This is a genomic window from Streptomyces sp. 2323.1 (assembly GCF_900221035.1).
Lineage (GTDB): Bacteria > Actinomycetota > Actinomycetes > Streptomycetales > Streptomycetaceae > Streptomyces > Streptomyces sioyaensis.
Window position 1 is genome coordinate 2,661,615 of the sequence record NZ_LT907981.1, and the last position, 11,756, is coordinate 2,673,370.

Genomic DNA, 11,756 nt, shown 5'->3' on the forward strand with positions numbered 1-11,756 from the left:
CCTCAGGCACGCCCTGGCTTTTTGGCACGATAGCCCAAGTGTCCCTCCAGGTGGCGACAGTGCGTCAGGTCGTGTGGGGGTACCGCCAGTTGGGCGCGACCTCGGCCTTGAGGCGGGCCGCGATGTGCCGGATCAGGCGTTCCAGGTCGGCGCAGTAGACGGAGGGGTTGCGGAACCCGGTGCCGTCGGCGCGGTAGCGGTGTGCGTAGTTGCCGCCGCCGCACACCTCCACCAGGGCGCAGCCGCGGCACCGGTCGCCCAGGCCGTCCCGGCCGGTGCGGCGGGCGGCCATGCCGGGGTGGGCCAGGGCCTGGTCGAAGGTGTGGTGGAAGACGTCGAGGCCGGTGGCCGCGGCGCCCTCGTAGGCGGATTTGAGCGAGTCGACCTGTTCGATGGCACCGTCGGTGTCCACGATCACGGCGACGACCGGGGAGAGGCCGACCGCCTCGCTGGAGCTGGGGCGGCCCAGGAGCAGGCCGAGGATCTCGGTGAAGACCCGTACCCGGGGCCCGGGGCCGCCGTCCCACCACAGGTCGAAGACGGTGCACAGCCAGTCGCCGTAGGGGGTGCGGCTGCCCCTGCCGGTGGTGACGGGCGGTGGGCTGGACCAGTTGGCGTGCGGGAGGAGGAAGTCGAGCATCGGGGGGCCCAGGGCGCGCAGCGAGCCGTAGACCTCGGCGGGGTCGGCGGTGATGTCGATGGTGCACAGGATCCCGGCGAAGACCCCGGGCCGGTCGTGGAGCAGGCCCGCGGCGCGGGAGACCGCGGGCCAGGAGGGCCGTCCCGCGTGGTCGACCCGGCGGCGGTTGAGGCCGGGGGTGCCGCCGTCGACGCTGAGGCCGAGCCGGAAGCCGGTGGCGCCGAAGGTGTCGATGATGTCCGCGGTCAGCAGCGTCCCGTTGGTCTGGACGCCGAAGTCGGCGGTGCAGCCGGCGGGCAGCGCGGCGCGGACGGCGGCGGCCTGGTCCAGCAGCGGGCCGGGGCCGGTGAGCAGCGGCTCCCCGCCGTGCAGATCGATCCGGACGGCACGCAGCCGGTGGGTGCGGGCGTGTTCGGCGATGCGCCGGGCGGTCTGCCGGACGGTCGCTGCCGGGACGGTCCTCGGGCGGGTACGCCAGCTGCGGTCGGGGCCGGCGTAGATGTAGCAGTAGGTGCAGGCGAGGTTGCAGCGGCTGTGGACCTTCAGGACGAACTGTCGGAAGGGCACCACGGCGGTCCGGCCGGTCGTCTCCCCCGCCACGGCGTCGCCCCCTGCCCTCGTCGCATCATCCCCTCGTCGACGGTCGGCCCGCTCAACTCCCGCCCGTCGTCTGATACATGGCTCCGCCCCCGATCGAAGAACCGAGTGCCCCGGCAACTGGCCGGTTCCCTTGCACGTTTGCCCAAAAACAACCGTCCCTGATCGTCAATGCAAGGCTATTTCCGGGCCGTCCTCGTAGTACGCCACGGCGTCCTCCGCCGACGGCCAGTTGCGCAGCAGCAGCGTCGCCACCTCGCCCAGCACCGGATGCTCCGTCCGCGCCGCGAGAACGCCCACGTCAACCCCGGCGAAGTCCGGCAGCCGCTCGGCCGACGGCCCCGGCGGGGCCGCCACCACCGGTTCGGTGCGGGGGATAGTCGCCACGCTGCTCTCCTCTGGGCCGGCTGGACGGGGGTGTTCCCGGACTCCCGTCCGCAGAAACACCTGCGGTGAGGGACGGTCAGGCAGTCCTGAGGGGCCGCCGGGTGCGGTCAGGCGGCGGATTCGAGGGCACGCATACGGGCGCGGGTGCGCTGGGCCTCCGGGCCGGTGTCCTCGCCGGCGCGCTGCCACTGCTCCCAGCTCTCCCGGTAGGCGTGCAGCGCGGAACGGGACCCCGCGGTGACCTCCAGGACCTCGCCGCGGCGGTGGTGGGCGCGGGCGGCCAGCAGGGCGCTGCCGGCGCGCCGGGCGGCCGCGGCGGCCCGGCGGTAACAGGCGGCGGCGCGGTCATGGCGCTCCCGGGAGTCGAAGCGGCGGTCCAGCAGCAGCTGGACGTCGCCCACTTCGAGCCAGGCCTCGGCCGACACCGCGGCGGGGACGTCGGCGCCGCGGGCGGCCAGCTCCAGGATCCAGTCGGCCTCGTGCAGATCGGCGAGCGAGGGCTGGCGTTCGTAGCGCAGCCGCAGGGCGCGGCCGAACAGCAGCCGGTGGTTGCCCAGGTCCGGGTCCTGCGGCGCGACCCGGCCGAGCGCCTCGCGCAGCACGTGCACCGCCTCGTTGGCCAGCCGCTTGCCCGGCCCGTCGGCCGGCTCCTGCCGGGCGCGCAGCAGCAGCGCCGCACCGCGCTCGGCGAGCAGCGCACTGTGCTCGGGCGAATCGGGCGTGGCCAGCCGGAGCGCGCCGGCCAGCGCGGCGATGGCGGCGTCCAGGGCGGGCAGGGCGCCGGTACGGGTGTGCACCGCGCGCTGGGCGGCGGCGGTACGGCGCAGGCTGTCCGCCTCCAGGGCCCGGTCGTCGAGGGCACGGGCCATCGCCCGGGCGCGTTCGAGGATCGGCAGGACGGACGGCAGCCCCGCGCCGCCGTTCAGCTGGCGGGCCGCCGCCAGATCGAGCAGCGTCCGGCACACCAGCCGGTCGGCGGCGCTGCCGCGGCGGCGCAGCAGGACGACGGCGGTGTCGAGGTCGTCGGCGGCGCGGACGGCGAGCGCCTCGGCGGCGCGGGGGTCCGCGGGGTGGCCTGCGGCCCGGCGGGCCTGGTCGAGCAGCACCCCGCCGCGGGCGGCGTAGACCTCGCCGGGCACCTCCTCGCCGCTGGGCCACTGGTCGAGGAGGGTGGTCAGGGAGCACTCCGCCTCGTCGAGCGGGTCGGGGTCGGGCACGGCCACCGGGTCAACCGCCACACCGGCCGCGGCGGCCGCTACGTCGGGGGCCGGTGCGGGCAGCGCGGCCAGCCGGCGCAGCACCTCGGTGCGCAGCACCATGCTCTCCAGGACGCGGGGGTCGAGCAGGCTCATCAGCCCGCAGGCGGTGTGCAGCCGGCGGGCGGCGTCGGCCAGCGCGATCCGCTCCTCGTCCGGTGTGCCCTCGGCCCGGCGCTCCTGGGCGCGGGCATGGCCGACCCGGCCCAGCACGATCAGCGCACGGGTGCGCTCGGCCTCCCGGCCGGCGGTGACGTCCTCCTGGTCGCCGGCGGCCGGCTCGCCCGCCGTGGCCCGTTCCGCGGCGCGCACCGCCCGCTCCGCCTCCTCCAGGGCGTCCGGCTGGCCCCAGGTCGCCCAGGCGTGCAGCAGGGCGCGCGCGAGGTCCGTACCGGCCTCGGGCAGGCGTGCGGCGGCGGCGCGCAGCAGCCGGACGGCCTCGATCAGGTCCCGGACGGTGCCGTCCTGTTCGTAGCGCTCCAGGAGGGCGGCGCCTTCCGCGGCGGGGCCGTCGGAGACGTACGGGCTGGGGGCGGGCGGGCGCAGCGCCGGTTCGAAGCGGCGCAGCACGCGCTCGGAGACCCGGGCGAAGGGTTCGGGCACCGCGCGCCGGCCGGTCTCGGGCTCGCGGCCGCTGCCGGAGAGCATGGCGACCGCGACGGCCGGGAAGTTGCGGGCACTGCGGCCGAAGGTGCGCTCGATGTAGAGCGAGCAGTGTTTGAGGACCAGGGCGGCCTCGCCCGCGCTGAGCCGGCCGAGTAATTCGTCGCGCACCCCGGGCGCGAAGTCGTACCACGGGCCGCTCACCCCGGCCTGCTCGCCCGCCTGCCCCTCCTGCGGCGGGAGTTGCGTGACCAGGCCGCTGAGCAGCACCTCGGCCAGTTCGGCCGGGCCGGTCTGCGGCAGCATCGCCCGCTGCACCAGCTGGATGACGGGGAGCGCGAGCGGGACGGCCGAGAGATGGACGGCGAGCAGCCGGGCGGCGGGAGAGGCCTGCTGGTCGAACTCGCGGACCATACGGGCCGGTGCGGCGCGCCCGGGCGCGGGCGCCGGGCCGGACGGGAACCCGGCGCCGTGGTCGGCCCGTACGGCACAGGCCGCGCCGCGCAGTGCGAGACCGGCGTCGGCGGCGGCGAGCCGGGCCCAGGAGCCGAGGGCGGAGGGGGTGGCGGAGAGGACCGGGATGGCGCGTTCGCGGGGCGCTTCGGCGGCGGCGCCGGGGGCCCCGGCGGGCCGGCGGCGGCGCCGGGCCGGGCGGAAGTCCAGGGCCTGGTAGGGGCCCTGGCGCCGGATGAGGGTGCCGGCGACGGCGGGCAGCAGCGTGCGCGCCCACATCCGCTGCGGCAGCGGCTGGACGACGGCGAGCGGGGCGTCGGCGGCCCAGCGGTAGAGCAGCCGCTGCATCCGGCCGTCCCGCCAGAGGGGGCCCGCGCAGTCGCTGACGACGAGGGTGAGGTGGTGGCCGGTCGGGTCGTGCAACTGGTCGGCGGGGCGCAGCGGGCGGCCGGGACCGGGGGCCGCCGCGACCCCGACGTCCGGGCCGTGCGGATGGAGGTAGTGCACCGTGACGTCGCGGAAGGCGCCCACGCGCTCGCAGACCTGGCGCAGGTCGTGCAGCATCTGCTCCCAGACGGCCATCGAGGACGAGCCGTCCATCAACAGCCGCAGGGCGGCCGCCCTGCGGTGCACCCCGCGCAGCACCGGGATGATCATTTCGGCGTGGGCGGAGAGTTCGGCGGTGGCCGGCTCGTCCAGCTTGCGGCGGACCGGGGCGACCGGCGGGCGGTAACGCTGGATGGGGCGCAGGGCCCGCTGCAACGGCAGCAGTCCGGGGAACGCGGAGGCGATGGGGACCGCGATCTCGCCGAGCCGCCGCGGGTCCCGGTCGGCGGCCCGCTCGTCCAGGGCGGGCAGCAGCTCCGCGACCCGCCGCCGGGCGCTGTCCCGGAGCGTGGAGGGGGACGGCTCTCCCTCCACGGGGCCGCCGTCGGTGCCGTCCCGGGAATCGTCCCCGGGGCCTTCCTCGCGGCCGGCCGGCGGTGTCCCGTCGGTGTGCGGGGAACCCGGGGAGACGGCCGGCCCCACCCGGAAAGTGGCCGGATCCGTACGGTGCGCCGGGTCCGCGGCCGGGGGCCCGGTGTCCTCGGCGCCACCGGCCCGCTCCTGCGGGGTGATCCACTGGGCGAGCCAGAGGGCATCGGCCATCCCGCGGGCGTCGGCCGGCATCCCCGCCGCCGTCAGCCGGGCGACGAGTTCGTCGAGGGGGCCTGGGCCGGGCTCCCCGCGGGGCACCGCACTCACCTCGTCCGATCAAGAGGCCGCATCAGCTCCGCCGTCAGACGCCGTCGGGTCTCCTCCTCGTCCTCGTCCGTCCAGCCGGCCTTCTGGGTGAGGTGGATGGCGTTGAAGAGCTGGTCGACGGCGCGGACGTCGCCGGGCTCGCGGTCCAGGAAGCGGTCGATCACCGCTTCGTAGCGCCCGTCGGCGCCCTCGCCGAAATGCGCCCGCACCATGGCGGCGAGCCGCTCCTTGTCGGGGACCGGGATGTGGAGGTGGATGCAGCGGCGCAACAGGGGCGCCGGGAAGTCGCGTTCGCCGTTGCTGGTGAGGACGATGAAGGGGAAGGCGCGGCAGCGCACCCGGCCGTCGCGCACCGTCACCTGCGCGCCGTCGTCGCTGAGCACCTCCACCTCGGGGGCGGATCCGGACAGCCGCTCCAGCTCCGGAATCCGGAACTCCCCTTCCTCCAGCACATTGAGGAGGTCATTGGGCAGATCGATGTCGCTCTTGTCGAGCTCGTCGACGAGCAGCACCCGGGGCCGGGCGGACGGCAGCAGGGCCGTGCCCAGCGGGCCGAGGCGGATGTAGCGGCCGATACCGCCGCCCGGCTCGTCGGCGGGGTCGGCGCCGGCCGGCGTCCCGCTCTCCGCGGCGGCCGGGGTGGCGCGGGCGATCTGGAGGTCCTGGAGGCGGCCGATGGCGTCGTAGTCGTACAGGCCGTCGCGCAGCGTGCTGCGGCTGACGACGGGCCAGCCGAGCACCCGGCCCAGGCCGAGTTCATAGGCGACGGAATGCGCCAGGGTGCTCTTGCCGCTGCCCGGTGCGCCGGTCACCAGCAGCGGGCGGCGCAGATAGAGGGCGGCGTTGACCAGCTCGCGCTCCGTCTCGCCGGGGCGGTGGTGGCTGGCCTCGCGGCGCTGCACACCGAGCCGGCGCTCGGAGGACGGGTCGAGGGCGGCGGGCGGCGCCACGAGGGGGCCGCCGTCGAAATCGCGCCAGGGCGGCGGCGGCGGAAGATGCTCAATTCCGTCGTGCGGTGCCCCCGCGCCACGGTAGATGAGCCAGTCGCTCACGTCGGAACTCCTCGTCGCCGGCCAGGCATCGGTCAGGAGCGTGGGTCACGGCGCATCGCCGGAGACGTCGGCATCCGCTCCGCCTCCCCCGCGTCGCCACCCGCATCACGCCATCACGTCATCACGAACAAGTCTTCCACGACGCTATGACAGTACCCACCCCTACGGAAGCACACGGGGCGGTTTCCGGTCTCCGGCGCACTCGTCCGCGGCGCTCAAGTGCCCTGTCCGGGGCACCACTTGCGGCACGAGGGGCGGATGCGGCCGCCCTGGGCACCGGGCGCACGGGGGGCGTACGCGGCGCCCGTGCCCGCCCGGGGGCGGCTCCGGCGCCGCTCATCGCGGCGACAGCTGGGGCCGGTCCGGGAACAGCGGCGGAATCGGATCCTCCGGGTCGTCGTAGAGAAGGACCAGATCGCGGGCCCAGTGCGTGCCCTCCTCCGCGGCCTCGGCGGCCTTCGCCCGCAGCTGCCGCACCAGTTCGGGGAGCCGGACCACCCCGCCCGATCCCTGGAGCAACTCCCGCACCCCGCGGTGGAACTCCTCGCAGCCGGCGTCGCAGGCCTGCTCCTCGCCGTGCCCGCGGGCCGGCCACAGCCCGGCCGGGAAGCCGGTGTCCAGGGCGACGCCCACCGCGTCCCGCCCGAACCCGTCGGCGACCGTGTGGCACAGCGCGGGCAGCGCGCCCTCGCCGGCCGTCTCCAGCAGCCGCCAGACCGACTCCGCGCAGGGGCCGGTCCGCGCGCCGGCGCCCTCGCCCGGCCGGACCCGCAGCGCCTGTAGTTCAGAGGCGGTGCGCAGGCCCTGCCAGCGGCGCAGCCAGGCCGGGTCGACCTGTTCGCGCCGCCCCTGGTCACGCAGGATCACCGCGCGGCCGGGGCCCACCGGCCGCAGCCGGGCGGTGCGCCGGGTCGAGGCGGCGACCTCCCACTGGCCGGCGGCGGTGTGCCAGTGCCCTTCGGGGACGGCGACCTCCAGGCGTACGCGGGCGCCCGGTCCGGCGGCGCCGTCGGCCCGCAGCAGTCGGCCGCCGAGCTGCCGCAGCACCTGTTCCCGTGCCTGTTCGAAGGGCACCCCGCCGGCCGACTCCTGGACGTCCACCCGCAGCCACTGCCCTTGGCCATAGCCTTCGCTGACCGACCAGTTGAAGAGCTCCGCTCCGCCCTCGTCGTAGAACAGCGGCTCGAACTCGACGAGGACGGAGCGCGGCCGGCGGCGCACCGGCCCTATCCTGCGCCGGTCCTGCGGCTGCAGCACCACCGCCTTGGCCTGGACGAACTCCGCGAGGCGGACCGCCTGCTCGCGTACCGCGGCGGCCGCTTCGCCCGGCTGGTCGCGGACCTCGTCGGCGGTCAGCTGCGCCACGATCCGCAGATAGTGCACAAAGGTGCGCAGCTCGGTGTACGGGTCGCTGCCCTGGTAGAGCGCGCCGTGCCCGTCCCGCCAGGTACGCAGCGACCAGGCCGCGGGCCGCTCGCCGCGGTCCAGCACCTCACCTACGGCGGCCTCCACGATCAGCGGGTCGCGCGGCGCGGGCAGACGGGCGAGCAGGTCCAGCGCCTGCAGCCGCTCCTGGACGCCCCACAGGCGGCCGCGGCCCGCCATGATCGCGTGCTGGGCGTCGAACCAGGTGGGTCCGGTGGCCCGGCCCAGCTCCTGACCGGCCCAGTGCCAGCGGTCGTGCAGGCTCATCAGCGCGTGGTACGGGTCGGGCCCGAGCCCCTCGGCGCCCGCCACCAGGTGTTCCGGCCCCAGTCCGCGCAGTGCGGTGACCGGCACCGCGAGCCCGACGTGGTCCTGCTGGTGGCGGCCCTTGACGATGCCGACCACCTCACCGCGGTCACAGTCGATCAGCGGCCCGCCGGAGGCGCCGGGCGTCACCCGGACATCGCTGCCGAACTGCAGGCCCCGGGCGTCACGGGCACCGAAGCGGACCGCGATGAAGGTGTCCACCGGGGCGGCGGGGGCGGCAGCACGGTCGCCGTGGACGTCACCGGGGGCGCGGCTGCGGGGGCGGCCCGCGTCCGCGCCCCCGCCCGTACAGGCGTCCCCCGACCCGCCGCCCCCGGCTCCGCCCGCGGCCGATCCCGACCGGTCATGGCCACCGTCATGGCCACCGGAGTCATGGCCGCGGAAGATGTAGGCGTCCTCCAGGAGCGTCGCCGGCTGATCGCTGAGCCAGGCGCAGGGGTGCCGGCTCTCCGGGTCGAGCAGCCGGACCAGGGCGAGGTCGGCGCGGGCGGCGCCGGGCCCGGCCTCCGGGGCGGGCCGACTCAGGTCGTACGCCTGCCGCGCGGGCACCACCCGGCCGCCGAACGCGACCCCGAAGACCCCGTCCGGCCCCGTCTCACGGCGCCGTCCGTCGCTCGCCGCCAGCACATGGGCGCAGGTCAGCACCCACCCCGGGGCGATGAGTACGCCGCTGCCCCACATCCGGGCGCCGGGGGCGCCCGGTGCGGCGCGCAGTCCGACGGTGGTGCGCCCGGCGTGGTCGAGGAGCTGTGCGTAGCGGGCGCGGTCACCGCTGCCGGCGGTCCGGCCCTGGGAGGTGGCCATCAGCGGCTCGAATCGTCCGGCTCCCGGCGGTCGGCCGTATGCCACTGGTCCTCGCGACGCCAGGTGAGCGTGATGGAGAGGTTCGACTTCGCCCCGCCGTCCGCGAGCAGGGCGACGGCCTTGCCCGGCTTGGCCGACAGCTCCACGCCGAAGGTCACACTGGTCTCGTGCGGCGCGACCCGGCCGGTGGCCTGGCGGACGCTGGCGGCGACCCCGCCGATCACCTCGCCGAGCCCCTCGACCCGGGCGCCGAGCGCATCCCAGACACCGACGTCCTCGAATTCCCCGTCCCCGGTGTCCACGCCGTCCGGCGCGTCGAGTCCGGGGGCGTCGAGCCGGGAGACCCGGGCCCAGACCTCCGTGCCGTCGGGCAGCTCGATGCGCTGCGCGCGATCGTGCATCACGGCCTCCTGCTCCCCGTAGGCGGCAATTCCCCCATTGCCGCGGGACCGTTGACAGGTGATCAGGCTAGCCCGCAGGCGTCTGTGGCGCGAGAGGTCCGTGAGCCTGCCTATCCTGGCTGGGAATGACCCATGACCCCTGGTGGAGAGCGCGTGTATTTCACTGACCGTGGCATCGAGGAGCTGGAGAGCCGGCGCGGCGAGGAGGAGGTCACCCTCGCCTGGGTGGCCGACCAGCTGCGGACGTTCGTGGACCTGAACCCGGACTTCGAGGTCCCGGTGGAGCGGCTGGCCACCTGGCTGGCCCGGCTGGACGACGACGAGGACGAGTAGCGGCGGCTGGGGGCGCGTAGCGATCACCCACCCTCATCCACAGCGCACGGCGGACCGCTTGACTTCCGCGATCCGCGATATATCGTGTCTAGCGAGGACGCGATATGTTGCGTTGCAATGCTCACAGGGGAGGCCAGTGATGTCAGCCGGGACCGAGTGGTTGCAGAATCCGACGCAGGTGACCGCACCACGCACGCTGGAGATCGCCGACCCCGTCGAGGCGCTCACCGTCCGGGTGTACGGCGGCACGGTCAACGTCGTCGGCACCTCGGACGGCGGCCCCGCGCGGGTGGAGATCAGCGAGCTGGACGGCCCGCCGCTGACCGTCTCGTGCCGCGACGGCGTCCTGTCGGTCGCGTACGAGGACCTCCCCTGGCGGGGTTTTTTGAAGTTCCTCGACCGCAGGGCCTGGAACCGCAGTGCGGTCGTCTCGGTGACGGTGCCGGCCGGCACCCGCGTCGAGGTCGGCGTGATCCGCGCCGGCGCGGTGGTCTCGGGCATCACGGGACGTGCGGACGTACGCGGCGTCTCCGGCGACAGCACGCTCGTCGGCCTGACCGGCACGGTGCTGGCCGAAACGGTCTCGGGCAACGTCGAGGTGCAGTCGCTCACCGGCGATCTGCGGTTCCACTCCGTCTCGGGGAATCTGACCGTCATCGACGGTGCGGGCGGCGGGGTGCACGCGGACTCCGTCAGCGGCGACATGGTTCTCGATCTCGCTCCCGGCAAGGGTGCCGACATCGCGCTGACGACGGTCTCCGGGGAGGTCGCCATCCGGCTGCCCGACCCGGCCGACGCCCGGGTGGAGGCCAACACCACGTCCGGCACGGTCGCCAACGCCTTCGACGACCTGCGGGTGAGCGGCCAGTGGGGCACCAAGCGGATCACCGGCTCACTGGGCGCGGGCACCGGCACCCTCAAGGCCACCACCATCTCCGGCGGCCTGGCCCTGCTGCGCCGCCCCGCCCCTGCGGACGAGGACCACGGGCGGGACGATACCGACGGCGGCCACGACAGCGGCCCGCACGAGGACTCCTCCGCCACCACCACCGGGAAGAAGGTGCGCTGACCATGCCCCCTGTCTTCGCCCACGGCCGTCTGCGCCTCTACCTCCTCAAGCTGCTGGACGAGGCACCACGGCATGGCTACGAGATCATCCGCCTCCTGGAGGAGCGCTTCCAGGGCCTCTACGCCCCATCCGCCGGCACGGTCTACCCCCGGCTGGCCAAGCTGGAGGCCGAGGGCCTGGTGACGCACGCGACCGAGGGCGGCCGCAAGGTCTACTCGATCACCGACGCCGGACGGGCCGAACTCGCCGACAGAGGAGGCGAGTTGGCAGATCTGGAGCTGGAGATCCGGGAGTCGGTCGCCGCCCTCGCCTCCGACATCCGGGAGGACGTGAGCGGTTCGGCCCGGGATCTGCGCCGGGAAATACAGGAGGCCGCCCAGCAGGCCCGCAAGGACGCGGAGCGCGGGAAGGCCGGGCGGACCGGCGGGCGGCCGGACGCCGAGGAGGACGGCGCCGGGCAGCCGTTTTCGGATGCCGGCGACTACCTCGACGGCATGTTCGGCGACAAGGACTCCTGGCGGCAGGCGAAGGAGGAGTTCCGGCGCGCCAAGGACGAGTGGAAGGAACAGGCCCGGCGGGCCAAGGAGGAGAGCCGGCGGGCCAGGCAGGACGCCCAGCGGGCCCGTAAGCAGGCCCGGGACGCCCAGGCATTCGCGCGCGAGGAGGTCCAGCGGGTCCTCAAGCGCGTACAGGAACAGGCCCAGGGGGCGGTGCGGACCGGCGACTGGTCCGGGGCGGTGCGCGAGGCGCTGTCCGAGGTGACCCGCGAGGTCGGGCGCTTCACCGGCCAGTCCGGCGCGGGCCAGGAGGAGGCCGGACGGAACGGCGCCGGCCGGGGCGGCGCGGACCACGGGACCCGGGTGACGGTCGAGCGCGTCGATCTCGGCAAGCCGGACCCCGGGGAGGACGCGGCGGCCGAGGCCCCGCCGGCCCCGGAGTGGGCGACGGAGCCGGCCGGTGACGACCCGGCCCGCGACTTCGACCGGCTGCTGGACCGCTTCCGCGACGATCTGCGGGATGCGGCCCGCGATCACGGCGTCAACGCCGAGCAGTTGAAGGAGTCCCGCCGCCGGCTGTCGGCAACCGCCGCCCATATCGGTGCGCTGCTGAGCCAGCCGAAGCGGTATGCGTCCGGGACGGATCCGGACGCCTGAGCCGGCGGGG

The 11,756-nt window shown here is 75.4% G+C and carries 9 protein-coding genes; 3 read left to right on the top strand and 6 right to left on the bottom strand.

Annotated elements, in window-relative coordinates; genetic code table 11:
• Positions 1 to 64: 64 nt before the first annotated feature.
• The 6 genes from CPH93_RS10775 to CPH93_RS10800 all read right to left on the bottom strand — a co-directional run bounded on the left by CPH93_RS10775 (position 65) and on the right by CPH93_RS10800 (position 9,190).
• Positions 65 to 1,240: an FxsB family cyclophane-forming radical SAM/SPASM peptide maturase gene (locus tag CPH93_RS10775; RefSeq protein WP_173909773.1), complete on the bottom strand. Its 1,176-nt coding sequence runs from the start codon at positions 1,238 to 1,240 to the stop codon at positions 65 to 67.
• A 165-nt stretch (positions 1,241 to 1,405) separates the two neighbouring features.
• Positions 1,406 to 1,624 carry a YxD-tail cyclophane-containing RiPP peptide gene (locus CPH93_RS10780; RefSeq protein ID WP_096212645.1) on the bottom strand — a complete coding sequence of 73 codons (219 nt, stop codon included), beginning with the start codon at positions 1,622 to 1,624 and terminating at the stop codon, positions 1,406 to 1,408.
• 107 nt (positions 1,625 to 1,731) lie between these two features.
• Complete coding sequence (locus CPH93_RS10785) at positions 1,732 to 5,172, bottom strand: SAV_2336 N-terminal domain-related protein (RefSeq protein ID WP_096212646.1); 3,441 nt, start codon at positions 5,170 to 5,172, stop codon at positions 1,732 to 1,734.
• 5 nt (positions 5,173 to 5,177) lie between these two features.
• On the bottom strand, positions 5,178 to 6,233 hold the full coding sequence (locus CPH93_RS10790) for an AAA family ATPase (protein WP_006603151.1): 1,056 nt from the start codon (positions 6,231 to 6,233) through the stop codon (positions 5,178 to 5,180).
• A 336-nt stretch (positions 6,234 to 6,569) separates the two neighbouring features.
• Positions 6,570 to 8,789, bottom strand: coding sequence for a VMAP-C domain-containing protein (locus CPH93_RS10795; RefSeq protein ID WP_096212647.1), 2,220 nt, complete (start codon positions 8,787 to 8,789; stop codon positions 6,570 to 6,572).
• On the bottom strand, positions 8,789 to 9,190 hold the full coding sequence (locus CPH93_RS10800) for a CU044_2847 family protein (RefSeq protein ID WP_096212648.1): 402 nt from the start codon (positions 9,188 to 9,190) through the stop codon (positions 8,789 to 8,791). Before CPH93_RS10800 ends, CPH93_RS10795 begins: the two co-directional genes overlap by 1 nt.
• A 153-nt stretch (positions 9,191 to 9,343) precedes the next feature.
• Between CPH93_RS10800 and CPH93_RS10805 the strand changes: the two genes are divergently transcribed.
• From CPH93_RS10805 to CPH93_RS10815, 3 genes are all read left to right on the top strand, one after another.
• Entirely contained in the window at positions 9,344 to 9,523 is a 180-nt protein-coding gene (locus tag CPH93_RS10805) for a DUF6104 family protein (RefSeq protein ID WP_006603154.1), read from the top strand.
• A 139-nt stretch (positions 9,524 to 9,662) separates the two neighbouring features.
• Complete coding sequence (locus CPH93_RS10810; RefSeq protein WP_093485138.1) at positions 9,663 to 10,592, top strand: DUF4097 family beta strand repeat-containing protein; 930 nt, start codon at positions 9,663 to 9,665, stop codon at positions 10,590 to 10,592.
• 2 nt (positions 10,593 to 10,594) lie between these two features.
• A complete protein-coding gene (locus tag CPH93_RS10815; protein ID WP_093485137.1) occupies positions 10,595 to 11,746 on the top strand; it encodes a PadR family transcriptional regulator in 1,152 nt (383 codons plus the stop codon).
• The last annotated feature ends 10 nt before the right edge of the window (positions 11,747 to 11,756 follow it).

Bases quoted from the DNA above. Each gene is read 5' to 3' on its own strand.
- CPH93_RS10810 (WP_093485138.1), top strand. From the start codon at position 9,663: ATGTCAGCCGGGACCGAGTGGTTGCAGAATCCGACGCAGGTGACCGCA.
- CPH93_RS10795 (WP_096212647.1), bottom strand. From the start codon at position 8,789: ATGGCCACCTCCCAGGGCCGGACCGCCGGCAGCGGTGACCGCGCCCGC.
- CPH93_RS10815 (WP_093485137.1), top strand. From the start codon at position 10,595: ATGCCCCCTGTCTTCGCCCACGGCCGTCTGCGCCTCTACCTCCTCAAG.
- CPH93_RS10800 (WP_096212648.1), bottom strand. From the start codon at position 9,190: ATGCACGATCGCGCGCAGCGCATCGAGCTGCCCGACGGCACGGAGGTC.